Origin of the sequence: Thalassospira sp. (genome assembly GCF_040218635.1) — a bacterium.
Classification (GTDB): Bacteria; Pseudomonadota; Alphaproteobacteria; order Rhodospirillales; family Thalassospiraceae; genus Thalassospira.
Genome location: NZ_JAVJRB010000011.1, coordinates 409,320 through 425,775, shown reverse-complemented (window position 1 = coordinate 425,775; position 16,456 = coordinate 409,320). Strand labels below are relative to the sequence as shown.

At 53.1% G+C, this 16,456-nt stretch carries 18 protein-coding genes; 4 read left to right on the top strand and 14 right to left on the bottom strand.

The genetic code is table 11. The features are described from left to right. Positions 1–46: 46 nt before the first annotated feature. On the bottom strand, positions 47–1,072 hold the full coding sequence (locus tag RIC05_RS13185; RefSeq protein ID WP_350048273.1) for an aspartate-semialdehyde dehydrogenase: 1,026 nt from the start codon (positions 1,070–1,072) through the stop codon (positions 47–49). A gap of 385 nt (positions 1,073–1,457) precedes the next feature. On the opposite strand from RIC05_RS13185, the gene RIC05_RS13180 reads away from it, so the two are divergent. The 4 genes from RIC05_RS13180 to sigJ all read left to right on the top strand — a co-directional run bounded on the left by RIC05_RS13180 (position 1,458) and on the right by sigJ (position 5,263). Further along, entirely contained in the window at positions 1,458–2,747 is a 1,290-nt protein-coding gene (locus RIC05_RS13180) for a class I SAM-dependent methyltransferase (RefSeq protein ID WP_350048275.1), read from the top strand. Between the two features lie 214 nt (positions 2,748–2,961). Then, positions 2,962–3,384 (top strand): hypothetical protein, encoded by a 423-nt coding sequence (locus RIC05_RS13175; RefSeq protein ID WP_350048277.1) that lies wholly within the window; start codon positions 2,962–2,964, stop codon positions 3,382–3,384. 128 nt (positions 3,385–3,512) lie between these two features. After that, positions 3,513–3,947 (top strand): carboxymuconolactone decarboxylase family protein, encoded by a 435-nt coding sequence (locus RIC05_RS13170; RefSeq protein WP_350048279.1) that lies wholly within the window; start codon positions 3,513–3,515, stop codon positions 3,945–3,947. Positions 3,948–4,327: 380 nt separating this feature from the next. Then, a complete protein-coding gene (gene sigJ / locus RIC05_RS13165; protein ID WP_350048281.1) occupies positions 4,328–5,263 on the top strand; it encodes an RNA polymerase sigma factor SigJ in 936 nt (311 codons plus the stop codon). Positions 5,264–5,317: 54 nt separating this feature from the next. Here sigJ and leuB read toward each other — a convergent pair whose 3' ends face one another. From leuB to ccoS, 13 genes are all read right to left on the bottom strand, one after another. Beyond that, positions 5,318–6,421: a 3-isopropylmalate dehydrogenase gene (gene leuB, locus RIC05_RS13160; RefSeq protein ID WP_350043150.1), complete on the bottom strand. Its 1,104-nt coding sequence runs from the start codon at positions 6,419–6,421 to the stop codon at positions 5,318–5,320. A gap of 89 nt (positions 6,422–6,510) precedes the next feature. Continuing rightward, positions 6,511–7,122 (bottom strand): 3-isopropylmalate dehydratase small subunit, encoded by a 612-nt coding sequence (gene leuD / locus RIC05_RS13155; protein WP_350043151.1) that lies wholly within the window; start codon positions 7,120–7,122, stop codon positions 6,511–6,513. A gap of 4 nt (positions 7,123–7,126) precedes the next feature. Then, positions 7,127–7,315 carry a hypothetical protein gene (locus tag RIC05_RS13150; RefSeq protein WP_350048283.1) on the bottom strand — a complete coding sequence of 63 codons (189 nt, stop codon included), beginning with the start codon at positions 7,313–7,315 and terminating at the stop codon, positions 7,127–7,129. Positions 7,316–7,327: 12 nt separating this feature from the next. Next, positions 7,328–8,734, bottom strand: coding sequence for a 3-isopropylmalate dehydratase large subunit (leuC, locus tag RIC05_RS13145; protein ID WP_350043153.1), 1,407 nt, complete (start codon positions 8,732–8,734; stop codon positions 7,328–7,330). Between the two features lie 625 nt (positions 8,735–9,359). Then, entirely contained in the window at positions 9,360–9,770 is a 411-nt protein-coding gene (gene rplS, locus RIC05_RS13140) for a 50S ribosomal protein L19 (RefSeq protein WP_350043154.1), read from the bottom strand. 3 nt (positions 9,771–9,773) lie between these two features. Continuing rightward, positions 9,774–10,490: a tRNA (guanosine(37)-N1)-methyltransferase TrmD gene (gene trmD / locus RIC05_RS13135; RefSeq protein WP_350043155.1), complete on the bottom strand. Its 717-nt coding sequence runs from the start codon at positions 10,488–10,490 to the stop codon at positions 9,774–9,776. A 3-nt stretch (positions 10,491–10,493) separates the two neighbouring features. Then, positions 10,494–11,171, bottom strand: a complete 678-nt coding sequence (gene rimM, locus RIC05_RS13130; protein ID WP_350043156.1) for a ribosome maturation factor RimM — start codon at positions 11,169–11,171, stop codon at positions 10,494–10,496. 48 nt (positions 11,172–11,219) lie between these two features. Then, on the bottom strand, positions 11,220–11,630 hold the full coding sequence (gene rpsP / locus RIC05_RS13125) for a 30S ribosomal protein S16 (protein WP_350043157.1): 411 nt from the start codon (positions 11,628–11,630) through the stop codon (positions 11,220–11,222). 150 nt (positions 11,631–11,780) lie between these two features. After that, positions 11,781–13,268, bottom strand: a complete 1,488-nt coding sequence (gene ffh, locus RIC05_RS13120) for a signal recognition particle protein (RefSeq protein WP_350048285.1) — start codon at positions 13,266–13,268, stop codon at positions 11,781–11,783. Positions 13,269–13,500: 232 nt separating this feature from the next. Next, positions 13,501–14,370 carry a pantoate--beta-alanine ligase gene (gene panC / locus RIC05_RS13115; RefSeq protein ID WP_350048287.1) on the bottom strand — a complete coding sequence of 290 codons (870 nt, stop codon included), beginning with the start codon at positions 14,368–14,370 and terminating at the stop codon, positions 13,501–13,503. A gap of 56 nt (positions 14,371–14,426) precedes the next feature. Continuing rightward, a complete protein-coding gene (panB, locus tag RIC05_RS13110; protein ID WP_350048289.1) occupies positions 14,427–15,272 on the bottom strand; it encodes a 3-methyl-2-oxobutanoate hydroxymethyltransferase in 846 nt (281 codons plus the stop codon). Positions 15,273–15,486: 214 nt separating this feature from the next. Next, a complete protein-coding gene (locus RIC05_RS13105; RefSeq protein ID WP_350043161.1) occupies positions 15,487–16,185 on the bottom strand; it encodes a cyclic nucleotide-binding domain-containing protein in 699 nt (232 codons plus the stop codon). Positions 16,186–16,266: 81 nt separating this feature from the next. Beyond that, positions 16,267–16,455 carry a cbb3-type cytochrome oxidase assembly protein CcoS gene (gene ccoS, locus RIC05_RS13100; RefSeq protein WP_350048291.1) on the bottom strand — a complete coding sequence of 63 codons (189 nt, stop codon included), beginning with the start codon at positions 16,453–16,455 and terminating at the stop codon, positions 16,267–16,269. Between the last annotated feature and the right edge of the window lies 1 nt (position 16,456).

Genomic DNA, 16,456 nt, shown 5'->3' with positions numbered 1-16,456 from the left:
CCCGCCCAAAGTTGGACGGGTTTTGGTTTGGATCCGGTGAAGAAGATCACTTTTTAGGCAGGAATTCCGCAACCAGCAATTCAGCAATCTGAACGGCGTTAAGGGCAGCACCCTTGCGCAGATTGTCACCAACACACCACAGCGACAGGCCGTTTTTGACGGTCGGGTCCTTACGCACGCGAGAGATAAAGACGTTGTCTTCACCCTGAACTTCCTGCGGGGTGACATAGCCTTCGTCCTGACGGTAATCGACAACCGACAGACCGGGGAATGCTTTCATTGCCTTGCGGGCTTCTTCAACCGTGATCGGTTTTTCAAATTCGATATTTACCGCTTCGCCGTGACCGACAAAGACCGGAACGCGGACACAGGTCGCATGAACGGCAATGTCTGCAGGGGCGAGAATTTTGCGAGTCTCGACCGACATTTTCCATTCTTCGCGGGTTGCGCCATCATCCATAAAGCTGTCGATATGCGGGATGACGTTAAAGGCGATCTGCTTGGTGAATTCTTCTTTTTTCGGAAGATCGTTCACATAGATGCCCTTGGTCTGGTTGAACAGCTCGTCCATCGCAGCACGACCAGCACCCGATACCGACTGATAGGTCGAAACGACAACGCGCTTGATTGTTGCCAATTCATGAAGCGGTTTCAGGGCAAGCACCATCTGAATGGTCGAGCAGTTCGGATTGGCAATGATGTTCTTCTTGGCATAGCCGGCAAGAGCATCGCCATTGACCTCAGGCACGATCAGCGGAACACCCGGCTCCATGCGCCAATAGCTTGAATTATCAATGACAACACAGCCTGCTTCAGCAGCCTTGGGGGCGAGTTTTTTGGAGGTTTCCCCACCGGCTGAAAACAGGGCGATATCGACTTTGGAAAAATCAAAGGTCGCGGAATCCAGAACGGTGAGGTCGGTATCTTCGCCATAGACAACCGTGCGGCCAATTGATTTTGTCGATGCCAGCGCAAAGACTTCGTCCGCCGGGAAGTTGCGTTCAGCAAGCGTATTCAGCATTTCGCGCCCGACATTTCCGGTCGCGCCGACAACGGCAATTTTATAGCCCATCAGGTGCCTCTTTTCAGTCTGTAGGGCATGTCGGCCTGATCCGGGCTGTGGCTATGATAATCACAGCAACGATACGGACGGCGCAGGGCACATGCCTGTGGATAATTTCTGATAATCTGCGGCGAGATGTAAGGCGTTCAGGGCAATAGCGCAAGCGTATCCTTTGTAACCCAGCCATGATTACTACTTGAGATCGCAAAAAAATCTGGCAGAATTACAGACGGGGTTCATGTGTCGGACCCCATATCAGAATCGTTTTGCGTTCAGCTTGGTTGATTTCTGTTTTCGGCACGGACCGCTTCGCGTTTCCGTTGTGACATTCCGACCACCTTCCGAACGGCGTGATCAAACGATCCAGATATGGGGTTCGATGCAGATATGCGGCATGGTCGCATATGGGGCGATCAACATTCCGACTTTGCAAGAAGAAGGACAACCGATGACGTACCCGATGAATTTGGCTTGGACACAGAAAAAGGTTCTCGATTTCTTTCGGGAACATGTTACCCGCGGAACATTGGTTTTTCGCGTCGATGATAAACATGAAGTCGTTTTGGGGAATGGCACATCCCCCCGTGCGGCAATGACAGTACCCGATTGGAGCGATACGCTAAAAATGGCGTTAAGTCCCGATCCGGGTTTTGGTGAAGCCTACATGCATGGCGGATTCGAGGTTGTCAGCGGCGAGCTGGAAGACCTGATCCGGGTGTTGCGTCTGAATTTCGAAGGCGGTCATTCAGCGAACGGGTTTGGCAGCTTTATCGAAAAGCTTCAGGCGCTTAAATTCCAGATCGCACAATTCACCACGGTAAAGGCCGCGTCCAAGCGCGTGCGCCATCATTACGATATAGGCAATGATCTTTACACAAGGTTCCTTGACCCGGAGATGCAATATTCATGTGCCTTCTGGGATGATGGGGCACAGACACTTGAAGAAGCCCAGCACCGGAAGATGACCCTGACCACCCAGCGTCTTAAAATCAATGAACCCGGTTTGCGGGTGGTTGATATCGGGTGTGGCTGGGGCGGGCTTAGCCGGTTTATTCACCGTGAAACCGGGGCCGAGGTCCATGGTATTACGCTGTCGACCGAGCAATATGGCTGGGCACAGGAAAAGCGTTCTGCGATGGGCGACAATGCCAAGTCCGGGCTTGATTATCATCTGCTTGATTACCGGTTATTTGCCGACGCCAATGCGGGAAAATACGACCGTGTGGTATCGGTCGGGATGTTTGAGCATGTTGGCCGCCATCAGTTCAAAACATACTTTGAAAAAGTCAGCGCGCTTCTAAAGGCAGGCGGGCGGGCCGTCATTCACACCATCATCAAACCGCGGCCAGAATTCACATCCCCCTGGATTGATAAGTATATTTTTCCGGGTGGGTATATCCCGGCTGTGCATGAAGTGATCGAGGCGGCCGAACACGCCAATCTGATGGTTGAAGCATCGCATTTTCATCCCGGTCGGAATTACGCCCGGACATTGATTGCCTGGCGGGACCGTTTCCGGGCGATTTCAGATCAACTCGATCCGGCCAAATATGACGACGAGTTTAAACGCATGTGGGAGTTTTATCTGGCGGGCTGCATTAATGCCTTTGACGACGAAGAAGGCGGTGGCGGCATGCGGGTTGGCCAATTCGTCTTTACCAAGCAGGGCTTTGACTATGCATGATGATACGGGGTGGGAAACGATGGTTTCCTGCCCCGTTTGATTTTGATCCCCATATGCAAGAATACGGATGCTTTTTGCTGCACAACGAACTGCAGCATTGCCGATTAGGTGAAAGACCAAAACGCGCCTTTGAGTTCAATACGCATCGCGCGATCGACCGGCGCGGCAGATGCGAAAAACCCATGAACCGGTCATTCTGTCGGGAGGAAACGACATGCTTAAAGTACTGAACCGGGATGACGGCAACCATCAGGGGAGTGACGGATCTGATAGCACCCGTGCCCCCCATATCGGCACCCCGGATGATTACGTGCGGGCCTTTGGTGCCATCGAACTTTCATCTTGTGAACGCGATATGCTGCGCGCGCACGCCAAAGCACCGGGGCGCGAAATTACCGGTCTGAGTTTGGCCAATACGGTGGGACATTTCGGATGCCGTATTGGCAACAAGAAATATGGACGTCTTGCCGCAAAAGTTGCCACAGCGGCCGGTCTTCCGATCTGTGCAACCGATGTCAGTGATTATCTCGCCGCGATCTTTACCCTTGCTGATGGCAAACAATCAGATGGTGAAGACTGGCATTGGGTGATGCATGACAATGTGGCCAAGGCATTGGAGCAGGCCGGAATGATTTAATCGGCATTGGTTAAACTGCATTTCTGAAAATTATTTAGAAAAAAGGGCGGGCTGCTGTAACACGGTCCGCCCTTGCTTCGTCCTTGTTGGCAGAAGGGATTTTCCCGAAACAAACAAGGAGACTGACAATGAGCCGTTTCAATTTTCCTGAAGCCACCCCGAAGCTTTTTAAGGCGATGTTTGATCTGGCAACTGTTCTTGGGACGGACTCCAAGATCGCGCCGGTTTTGCGGGATCTGATCGAATGCCGGGTATCGCAGATCAATCAGTGTGCCTTTTGCCAGCGTATGCATTCCAAAAGCTTTGCCGAGCATGGTGGCGATCCGATGAAACTTGCCATGTTGCCGGTATGGCGTGCGGCCAGCGGGTTTGACGATGCGGAACGTGCGGCACTTGATTGGGCGGAATCCCTGACCGAGGTGGCGTCGCAGGACCGTATTTCGCAAAGTCATCGCGCGTTGCTTGATCATTTCGAAGAAGACGAAATTTCCGAGCTGACCTGCATCGTTTCGACCATGAACGCCTGGAACCGTTTGGGAATTGCGCAGCATGAATTTGCGTAAATCCGTTCATGTGAAACCTTTGGGCGGGGGTGAACTCGCCCCTTTGCATCCCCGCCCCCCTTCAGGCAGGATGGCAAACGAAGAAAGATCTTATCAAGCGATACGGGGAAACCCCGTATCGCTCTATGTGTTTAGGGTCAAAACTCATTCACATAACCGCCCCGGCAATTGATATAAGAGAAAACACTAGGAAAAGACCGCCGAGCGGGATGATGCCCGGTCAAGGGATTTGACGCAGAGTCTTCTCTTATATCAGTTGTCCTTCGGATCCTCCGGATTTGCACGGCCTACTTTGTCGCAAAACCTTGAAAGATGTATATCTTCCTGCGGTTTTGCTTCGCGTATCCGCACAAATACGGGAGACCGGGGCCATTATGTGAATGAGTGTTGACCCTAATGGACCGAATATGGCGGATCAGATTTTTGAAACACATCGACCACGTTTAACGGCCTTGGCTTTTCGCATGCTGGGCAGTTACGCCGATGCCGAAGATGCCGTGCAGGATGTGTGGCTTAGATGGCGCAATCAGGATCAGGACGTGATCCGCGATGCCACCGGGTGGCTGGTCCGGGTATGTAGCAATATCTGCCTTGATGTTTTGAAATCTGCACGGCGCCAACGCGAACATTATGTGGGTAACTGGTTGCCCGAACCTTGGGTTCCCGCGGAACAGCCGCAAGCTGAGAAGAACCTGATCGAACAGGATGGTCTGGGACAGGCTTATTTGTTGATGCTTGAACGGTTGGCCCCGGTGGAGCGTGTGGCGTTGGTGTTGCACGAAGTTTTTGATTGGGTGCATGATGATATTGCCCCGGTGATTGAACGCACGCCGAACAATACCCGGCAAATCCTGTTTCGTGCGCGGCGTAAAATGCAGCGTGAAAATGACCGCGATGCAACGCCTGAACCAAATGCACAGGCCTGCGAGCAGTCAAAGATTGAAGCGTTTATCAAGGCGCTTAATTTGGGGGATGTCAGCATGCTGATCGGTCAGTTGGCCCCTGATGTCATTATGCATTCTGACGGTGGGGGCAAAGGATCTGCTGCGCTTAATCCGATCTACGGTTCTGAAAATGTTGCCCGGTTCTTTGTTGGCGTCTGGGGCAAACGCGAACCGGATGCGCGGGTGTTCTATTTGTGCAATGACCGGGAAAACTGGCTTTTGATGCAGGCGGGTGGCGTGATCGTGACAGGCATCAGTGCATCTGAACGCGACGGGAAACTGGTTGATGTGTTTGTCCATCGTAACCCGGACAAACTTGTTCATTTTGAACCGGTTCTTGGCAATGCGGTTGAAGTGATTGTCGAAAAATAAAATGGCCGGGTGATGACACCCGGCCTTTTGAACTTCAAAGTTCAGAACGAACGATTAAGCAAGCTTGTCGAGTTCGTTGATCAGGGCTTCGCCCATCACAGTGGTCGAAACTTTGGCCATGCCGTCCTGCATGATGTCTGCGGTACGCAGGCCGCCCTTAAGGACGTTCTGAACAGCAGTTTCGATCATGGTTGCGTCTTCGCCCATATCGAACGAATAGCGCAGCATCATGGCGAATGACAGGATGGTTGCCAGCGGGTTGGCAATGTCCTGACCGGCAATGTCCGGGGCCGAACCATGTACCGGCTCATACAGCGCTTTGCGTTTGCCAGCGGCATCTGCAGCACCAAGGGATGCAGATGGCAGCATGCCAAGCGATCCGGTCAACATTGCAGCACAATCGGACAGAATGTCGCCAAACATGTTGGTGGTGACCATCACGTCGAACTGTTTCGGGTTACGAACCAGCTGCATGGCGGCGTTATCGACATACATGTGGCTGACATCGACTTCCGGGAAGTCTTTGGCAACACGTTCGACAACTTCGCGCCACAGAACGGTGGATTCCAGAACGTTGGCTTTGTCGACAGAACACAGGCGCTTGTCGCGTTTCATGGCCATGTCAAAAGCAACACGGGCAATGCGTTCGACTTCCGGTTCGGAATAAACCAGCGTGTTAAAGCCGGTGCGCACACCATCGCGTTCTTCGATGCCGCGTGGCTGGCCGAAATAGATGCCGCCGGTCAGTTCGCGAAGGATCATGATATCAAGACCCTTGACGATGTCTTCTTTCAGGGTCGAGGCACCAACAAGTGCATCAAACACAAGCGCAGGGCGCAGGTTGGCAAACAGGCCCATTTCCTTGCGGATTTTAAGAAGACCGCGTTCCGGTTTGATATCAAACGGAATGTTATCCCATTTCGGACCACCAACAGCACCGAGCAGAACGGCATCCGCCGCCATTGCATCGGCAAGGGTTTCGTCGGTCAGCGGGTTGTTATGCGCATCGATCGAAGCACCGCCAATCAGGCCTTCGGTGATCTCGAAATTCACATCACGTTTTTTCGCCATCCAGTCCATGACGCGCTGAACCTGACGCATCACTTCCGGGCCAATTCCGTCGCCCGGCAGCATCAGTACTTTTTTGGTGGTGGTCATAAAAGCTTCCTTCCCAGATATTTTCGGGCCGCTTAGCCCGTAAGGATAGAAAAAGGGCGGCAAACACCGGGTTCACCGCCCCTTTTGAATTAAAGCGACAGCCACGGCTGCGATGCAGCGCGCTTGGCTTCGAAGCTATCGATGGCATCGCCCTTCTGCAGGGTCAGGCCAATGTCATCAAGGCCATTAAGCAGGCAATGCTTGCGGAAGGCTTCGACTTCAAACTTGATGCAGCCGCCGTCCGGACCAGAGATTTCCTGTTTTTCAAGGTCGATGGTCACGGTGGCATTGGCACCACGTTCGGCATCAGCCATCAGCTTGTCGACATCTTCCTGCGGCAAACGGATCGGAAGGATGCCGTTTTTAAAGCAGTTATTATAGAAAATGTCGGCGAAGCTTGGCGCAATCACGCAGCGAATGCCAAAATCAAGCAGCGACCAAGGTGCATGTTCACGTGACGAACCACAGCCGAAATTATCGCCAGATACAAGGATCTGTGCATTGCGATAGGCTGGCTTGTTCAGAACGAAATCAGGGATTTCGTTGCCATTGTCATCGTAGCGCATTTCATCAAACAGGTTCTTGCCAAGGCCCGAACGTTTGATGGTCTTGAGGAACTGTTTGGGAATGATCATGTCGGTATCGACATTGATCATCGGCAGCGGTGCTGCGACGCCGGTGAGCTTGGTGAATTTATCCATTGTCTTATCCCTTGCTTCCAGTTTCCCAGGCCAGACCCAGTGCTTCGATCAATTCTTCGGTCGCGTCGAGTTCCTGCGCGACAAAGTCGGGCAGGTTAATCCCGGTGAGCTGTGGCAAAAGGTGCTCGAGCACCGGTGCGCGTCCCATGCGGGGCGCGCTTTCGCGGAAATTGATCAATGCCTGTTCGGCCATGGGATTCTTTCCTTAACCGAATTTACGAATGTCGGTCAGATGACCGGTGATTGCAGCAGCTGCAGCCATGGCCGGGCTGACCAGGTGGGTACGACCACCGCGGCCCTGACGGCCTTCGAAGTTACGGTTCGAGGTCGAAGCGCAACGCTCGCCCGGTTCCAGACGGTCCGGGTTCATTGCCAGACACATCGAGCAGCCCGGCTCCCGCCAGTCAAAACCTGCTTCGATGAAGATTTCATGCAGACCTTCGGCTTCTGCCTGTTCTTTGACAAGACCAGAGCCCGGAACGATCATTGCATTGACGGTTTCAGAAACCTTGTGGCCTTTGACGACAACGGCAACAGCACGCAAATCTTCAATACGACCATTGGTGCAAGATCCGATAAAGACACGATCAATCTTGATGTCTTCAATCGGTGTTCCTGCGGTCAGGCCCATATATTCCAGTGAACGGGCAATGGCTTTTTGTTTGCCAGCGTCTTTGCCGTCGGTCGGTGATGGTACTTTGCCGGTGACTGGAACGACGTCTTCCGGGCTGGTGCCCCAGGTAACCTGCGGAACGATGTCTGCGGCATCCATTTCGACGATCTTGTCGTAATGTGCACCTTCGTCAGACGGCAAGGTTTTCCAGTATTCAACAGCCTGCTCGTATGCGGCACCTTTTGGTGCCATCGGACGGCCCTTGATATATTCAAAGGTTTTTTCGTCCGGTGCGATCAGGCCTGCGCGTGCGCCACCTTCGATCGACATATTACAAACGGTCATGCGGCCTTCAACCGACAGCGAACGAATGGCCGAACCGGCATATTCGATCACGTAACCGGTACCACCAGCGGTTCCGATACGGCCGATGATGGCAAGGGTGATGTCCTTGGCCGTTACGCCCGGATGCAGTTCACCTTCGACTTTGACCAGCATGTTTTTAGCCGGTTTCTGAACAAGGGTCTGGGTTGCCAGAACATGTTCAACTTCGGAGGTGCCGATACCAAATGCCAGCGCACCGAAGGCACCATGGGTGGAGGTGTGCGAGTCACCACAAACCATTGTCACACCAGGAAGGGTGAAACCTTCTTCCGGGCCGACAATGTGCACGATGCCCTGACGCAGGTCAGCCATCGGGAAGTAATGAATGCCAGTGTCGCGCGCATTCTGGTCAAGCGTTTCGACCTGAATGCGGCTGTCTTCTTCCTTGATGCCCTGGGAACGATCAGACGTCGGAACGTTGTGATCAGGAACCGCCAGGGTCAGTTCAGGGTGGCGCACTTTGCGGCCGGAATTGCGAAGACCCTCAAAGGCCTGAGGGCTGGTCACTTCGTGGACGAGATGACGGTCAATATAAATCAAGCAGGTACCATCATCCTGCGTGTCGACTACATGACTTTCCCAAATCTTGTCAAAAAGGGTTTTAGGTGCACCCATCTCGACCTCCTCATAAAATATCGATCTTTTGAGCAGCAACAATCATCCGGTGAATGTGATTTTGGATGTCGCGAAGAAGGACCGAAAGGAAGTCACACCCAAGGGGCGGGACGGACTTTGGCGTTTTCTCCGACGCAACCGGCTTCATCCGGTTTGCGAAATTTTATTATCCAGAACCACGCGGGTTTGATCGTTTTTGCCGCGGGAGTGCCTTTATACACCTCGGCCCTTAAATCGCAAGGCGCAGAGCGCGTGTTTTTCCAAGGATCACATCCTTAAATAGAGTCGGCAGGAAAACAGCATCCCATAGTAGCCAATTCGTCGGGATTCATTATAAGTAAGAGATACCTGATATAATGAAAGCTGATGGAAATATGCAAAGGTTTCCGCGGGGCTTTGGAAATAAAGCGGAAACACAACGATTCGCTATAATGCACGCATAGCGTGTTTTAGAGCAAATCTGATCCCTTGGTCGTGACCTATTGTAAGTCGCTTCAGGGCGGGCAGGCGTTTGTAGGTAGAGACATGCAACTGTCGATCTTTAGACAAGACAACATGCCAAAAGAAAACGGGCCCACCCGAAGGTGAGCCCGCTTATTATTCCGACGTGTCGGAACGCCAAGAATTACTTCTTGCTTTTGGTGCGTTCTGCAGCGGTCAGTTTGCCTTTATGGCCGGTGGTCTGCTCGGCGATACGTGCAGATTTACCGGTACGGCCACGAAGGTAGTAAAGTTTCGCGCGACGTACATCACCGCGGCGAACGACTTCGATTTTGTCGATTGCCGGGGAATAAGTCTGGAAAATACGCTCAACGCCTTCGCCCGATGCGATTTTACGCACGGTGAAAGCAGAGTTGAGGCCACGGTTCTTAATGGCGATGCAAACGCCTTCGAACTGCTGGATACGCTCGCGGGTACCTTCAACGACTTTCAGGTGTACACGAACGGTATCACCGGCGTCGAATTCAGGAACTTCACGCTGCGCAACGATTTTGTCGAGCTGCTCATTCTCGAGCTGCTGGATGATGTTGGTCATGGTTTAACCCTCTTTGATGTTCCCGTTTGCAACATACCGGTCCCAAAGGTCCGGGCGTCGCTCACGAGTAATTTCTTCTGCCTGTGCATGCCGCCAGGCTTGTACCTTGGCATGATGACCGGAAAGCAAGATCTCCGGCACGTCACGTCCGTTCCAATTGGCCGGGCGCGTGTAATGCGGATATTCAAGCAACCCGGTTTCAAAGCTTTCCTCATCTACGGAAGCGATCGTATTGACCGTTCCTTCGATAAGGCGAATGCACGATTCAATCAGGACCATGGCCGGCAGTTCGCCGCCCATGAGGATGTAATCACCGATGCTGACCTCTTCGGCCTGATGTTCATCCAGAACCCGTTGGTCGATACCTTCGTAACGACCGCAAAGCAGGATGGCACCCGGGCCCGCTGCCAATTCGCGGCAACGTTTCTGGTTCAGCACTTTTCCCCGCGGGCTGAGATAAATCAGCGGTAATTGCGGTGCAGATGCACGCAATTCACACAGGGCGGCGTCGACAATATCCGGGCGCATGACCATACCGGCCCCGCCCCCAAATGGGTTGTCGTCTACAGTGCGGTGGCGGTCGGTTGCATGATCGCGGATGTCTTTGACATCAAGCGACCAGATCCCGTTCTCAAGCGCACGACCAGCCAAAGACTGACCAAGTACGCCCGGGAACATTTCCGGGAACAGAGTTGCAACTTTTGCCTGCCACACAGACATCGATCAGGCCTCCTTCCCGCTGCCGGTCGCGTTTTCCGCGCCTACTGCATCAGCAGTAACGGCATCAGAAGAATCGCGGTCGGCCTGAGAGTCTTTGCGGGACTTGTTGGGACGACGGGTACGATTGCCCGGTCCTTCCTCATCCTGCAGTAGCCCCTCGGGCGGATTTACCACCAGCTTGCGTTCCGAAAGAACCACCTCTGGTACTGCTTCCTTGGTAAACGGAAGAACGACAACCTTGCCCCGGACTTCTTCAAGCGCGACTTCGATTACGTCGCCAGCGCCAAAATCAGCCACACCCCGTACGGTCCCGAACAGCGAACCATCAATGTGGTAGGCGGTCAGACCAACAAGGTCAGCAAGATAAAATTCGTCTTCGTCTATCGTTTCAGGCAGTGCCGTCCGCGGTACATGAAGCTTGGTTCCCCGCAGCCGTTCGGCAGCATCCCGATCGTCTACGCCTTCGATCTTGGCGATCAGCTGGTCGCGGACATGTCCGACAGGAGACAACTTGTATTTCAAGGTGCCTTTGGCATCGAACAACGGGCCATAACCGACAAGGTTATCCGGGTCGACGGTATAGCTTTTGACGCGCACGGCACCACGCACCCCGTGAGGGGCGGTAATCATGCCGACGCAGACATAAGCTTCGTCGTTTTTGGATTTGCGGGTATCAGCCATTTCGGTTCACAAGTTTTCCGGTATCTGATCAAAGCGTGCGTTCAGCGATTACTCGCTTGCAGCCTCTTCAGCAGGTGCTGCTGCTTCGGCAGCGGCTTCCGCAGCAGCGGCAGCAGCAGCTTCAGCTTTTTCAGCTTTCTCACGAAGACGTTCCTGAGCTTTCGCTTTCGGAGCAGACTTCTGCGGCTGTTCGGTCGGTTTGAACGCGTCAGCAAGGCCAGCTTTGCCCAGGAAACGTGCAACACGATCGGTTGGCTGTGCGCCAACAGACAGCCAATATTTGATGCGCTCTTCTTTGAAGGTTACGCGGGTGTCAGATTCTTTCGGGAGCATCGGGTCATAGGTCCCGACACGCTCGATGAAGCTGCCGTCACGCGGAGCACGGGCATCAGCAACTACGATACGGTAGTACGGACGCTTTTTGGCACCGCCACGGGAAAGACGAATCTTAACAGCCATTCGGATAAGTTCCTTTCAGCTTGGGTTGTAGTCTTCTAAATCATGGCCCCGAGAGGCCTATTCACTCAGTCTTTATCGCCGGCTTTGTCGGCCGGTTTTGGTCCCTAAGAGAAATTCTTCAAGAACCTTCTTTAAGAACCGGGGGTTTGGCTATTTCTTCTTGCCGAACCCCGGAAATCCAGGAGGCATGCCACCGCCGCCCCCCAATCCCGGAAAGCCGGGTGGTAACCCACCACCGCCACCGGTTAATCCTTTTGGCAGATTGCCAAGGTCTGGCATGTCGCCGCCCTCAAGCATTGCCGGGTCCATTTTTGGCATGCCGCCAAACAGACCCTTTTTACCCATCTTGCCCATTTTTTTGATCATGGTGGACATGGTCTGGTACTGTTTCAGGAGCTTGTTCACATCCTGAACAGACAGACCACAACCCGCCGCAATACGCTTTTTGCGCGATGCCTTGATCAGGGCCGGATTTTCACGTTCTTTTGGCGTCATCGACAGGATGATCGCTTCTTGGTGTGTCAGAAGTTTTGGATCAAGCTTGGTCTGCGACATCTGTTTTTTCAGCGCGCCCATGCCCGGCAGCATGCCCATGATGCCGGAAAGATCACCCATCTTCTGAAGCTGTTTAAGCTGGGAAAGAAGATCGTTCAGGTCAAACTGACCTTTACGAAGTTTCTTCGCCATTTTCTCGGCGTCTTCGGCCTTGATGTTCTCGGCTGCTTTTTCAACAAGGCTGACAACATCGCCCATGCCAAGAATGCGGTTGGCAATACGATCAGGATGGAACGCTTCCATCTCGTCGATTTTTTCACCAACACCAAGCATCTTGATCGGGCAGCCGGTGATCTGCCGCATCGAAAGAGCCGCACCACCGCGTGCATCACCGTCAACACGGGTCAGAACGATACCGGTGATACCGACCTTTTCAGCAAATTCCTTGGCGACATTGACCGAGTCTTGACCGGTCATCGCATCGGTAACCAAAAGCGTCTCGACCGGGTTGACCGCATCGCGGACCTGGGCGACTTCGCTCATCAGTTCCATGTCGATATGCAGGCGACCGGCGGTATCAAGAATAACGGCGTCGTAGCCTTCCTTGCGGCCCATATCCATGGCGCGCTTGGCAATCGAGACCGGCTTTTCGCCCATGACGATCGGAAGGATGCCTAAACCATTATCGTCGGCCAGAACCTTCAGCTGCTGCTGCGCGGCCGGACGATAAATATCGAGCGATGCCAGAAGGACTTTCTTATTGCGCTTTTTCGTCAGATGCAGGGCGATCTTGGCGGAACTGGTGGTTTTACCAGAACCCTGCAGACCAACGATGAGGATCGGAACAGGCGGGGTGGCAGCAAGATTGATCTCTTCGCCGTCGCCCAGCATGTTTTTAAGTTCGTCATGGACGATCTTGACAACCATCTGGCCCGGCGTGATCGAGCGGAGAACATCCGCGCCAATTGCACGTTCGGTTGCATTGGTGATGAAGGTTTTAACGACCGGCAGCGCAACATCAGCCTCAAGCAAGGCGACGCGTACTTCGCGCATGGCTTCCTTGACGTCGGATTCCTTGAGCGCGCCACGTTTGCGCAGCTTATCAAGAACCCCGCCAAGGCGATCGCTTAGTCCTTCAAACATTCCAAATCCCGTCTGTGTTACCGGTGTTTCCACCGTATGCGCACAAAAAACTAAAACCCAGTGCTCGAAAACTCGAGGACTGGGGGAGGCACCCTTTGGGCGACCTGTGGTGGGGAGGGTTTATTGGATCAGGTTTAGGGAGTCAAGCGATATTGGGCGCAAAAGCCCAATGTTCTGCGCTTTTCGAGTCATTTTGTGCCCAATCGGCGATTCTGCCAGCAGGGTCGGGTATTTAACCCGCAATATCAACCGGAGTAATCGCGTGATTATCAATCAGGCGCGCCTTGCCAAGATGGGCGGCAACAAAGATACGTGCGGGTTTGGTGACGGTTTCATCGACCCGTTCAAGGGTTTCGGCATCGCGGACTTCAAGGTAATCGATCGGGTTAAACCCGGCGGTCAGAATGTCCTGGCGGCCTTTGGCCAAAAGGGGGCCAAGTTCAGCACCTTGGGCAGCGTTGGCGGTAATTTCGGCCAATACACGGTTCAAGGTCGGGGCAATTGCGCGTTCTTCGGGGGATAGATACCGGTTGCGCGATGACATGGCCAGGCCGTCTTCTTCGCGCAAGATTTTCGCCCCGATGATATCGACCGGGATGTTCAGATCTTTGCTAAACCGGCGAATGACCATCAATTGCTGATAGTCCTTCTGGCCGAAAATCGCGCAATCGGGCAAGGCTTGCAGCAGCAATTTGGTGACGATTTGCGCCACGCCGTCGAAATGACCGGGGCGGGCCGCACCACATAAAACAGTGGTCATCGCCCCATCGACACTGACCTTGGTGGCAAAGCCGTCGGGATACATTTCATCAACAGACGGAGCAAAGCATAGCTCCACCCCGCTGGCATCAAGACGTTTCTGATCATCGGGCAGGGTGCGTGGATATGCGCTGAAATCTTCGGTCGGGCCGAATTGGGTCGGATTGACAAAGATGGATACGATCACGCGATCCGCATGTTCGCGGGCCAGTTTGGTCAGACTGATATGGCCATCATGAAGCGCGCCCATGGTCGGAACCAGAGCAACACGAAGGCCGTCAGTGCGCCATGCGGCAACAGTCGCGCGCAAATCAGCGACAGTGTGAACAGTCGTAAGGGACATCTTTATCGTCGTATCGAAAATTTCATGAAATCGCGGCGGTTCAGACCCTGATCGGATCAGACCGCGCGCAACTTACCTTTTTTCGCAATGCTAAAGCAATGTTCATCCGCCGGGAACTGGCGGTTGCGCACTTCATCGGCATATTGACCAACGGCTTTGGACACGGCATCGCCAAGATTGGCATACCGTTTGACGAATTTCGGTGTGAAGTCGGAAAACAGGCCAAGGATATCCTCGGTGACGAGAACCTGACCATCACAGGCGACCGAAGCACCGATGCCAATTGTCGGCACATCAATGGTTTCGGTAATCGTGCGTGCGACCGGCTCGACCGTCCCTTCGACAACAACGCAAAAAGCACCTGCCTTGGCAACGGCTTTGGCATCGGTGATCATTTTCTGCGCGGCTTCATCGCCGCGACCTTGGCTTTTGAACCCGCCCATGGTGTTGACCTGTTGGGGCATCAGGCCGATATGGGCCATCACAGGAATTCCACGTGCGTTCAAAAATGCGATGGTCTCAGCCATCTCGGCACCGCCTTCAAGCTTCACCGCAGCACAGCCGGTTTCAGCAATAATATGGGATGCCGTTCGGAAGGCCTGTTCCTTGGATTCCTGATAGCTGCCAAAAGGCAGATCAACAACAACACAGGCATTTTTCGATCCGCGCATGACGGCCTTACCGTGATTGACCATCATATCGACGGTCACGGCAAGGGTACTTTCCATTCCATAGACAACCATGCCCAATGAATCGCCGACCAGCAGAAGGTCGCAATGTTCATCAAGGCGCTGGGCCATAGGGGTGGTGTAAGCCGTAAGGCAGACAATCGGTTCCGCACCTTTGCGGGCGCGAAGTTGTGGGACGGACATCCGGCCCATCTTGTTACTGGTGGCACTCATGACGTTTCTCCCCCGGTTAAACCGGAATTGGCTGCCCGATCTCTGTCGGGCGTACGATCATGTTTACAATATGATGACCATTTGCGGGAAATGTTTTTTCGCAATCGCGAAATAAGCAATTGGGCCAATAAGTTGTGCTTTTTCTGGAACGATCAGACTTTTTCGAAGGGGGTTCTGTTTTTTTGCGATTTTGGTGTGCAGGTGCACGACAAAGTCACAAACCTTCGGCAAGATCTTCTAGTATGTCCAAGCTAACCGCTTCGATATGGCGGTTATCTTTAAGCGTAATGGTTTCATCTTTGCGCAGCTGAGTCAGGGTGCGCGACACCGTTTCAATTGTCAGGCCAAGATAATCGGCGATGTCTGATCGGCTCATCGGGACAATGATGGTGTCACTGCTTTCACCGCGATGCTCTTGGCGACGGGCCAGCATCAGCAAAAATGAAGCAACCTTTTCCTTGGCAGTCTTGCGACCAAGAAGAAGCATTTGATCCTGTGCCGCGGCCAATTCATCAACCGCCATGCCCAGCATGCGTTTTTCAAGATGCGGAAACTCGTCAAATAGCTTTTCAAGTTTCTGACGCGAGAATCGGCATACACTGACAGGTTCAATCGCCTCGGCGGTATAGCTGTAATTGGTATTCAGCGCCAAACCCAGAAAATCACCGGCAAACAGGAAGCCTGTGATTTGACGGCGACCGTCACCCAGCAACTTGTAAAGCTTTACCGTTCCTGATGTGACGTTAAAGACGTAATCGGCTTCTTCGGCTTCGTGAAAAATGGTGCTGTGGCCATCATACCGGACATGGGTCAACAGTTTACGTAGTTGATCATGTTCAGCCCCGTGCAATGACGAGCAGAAGGTCAAGTCCTTGATAGAACAGGCTTCGCAAAGCTGAGGACCGACTGCCATAGCAGACTCCGATACTAGTAACCCGATTAAGTCTAAGGAGCAATCAATCTATACGATCAAGTAGGGAGAATTCAAGTTATTCTAACTATCGTGTTTATTGATTTTCTTGGGCTTTGAAGAAATGGTGTCGTCTTCATCGTCAAACAAGATGCGGTTCGCCGCACCTTCCATGTCATCGAACTGACCGGAACGAAGCGACCATAAAAATGCGGCCAAACCCAATAGACCCAAAAACAACGCAATCGGGATCAGGAGGAGAAGGTTGCTCATG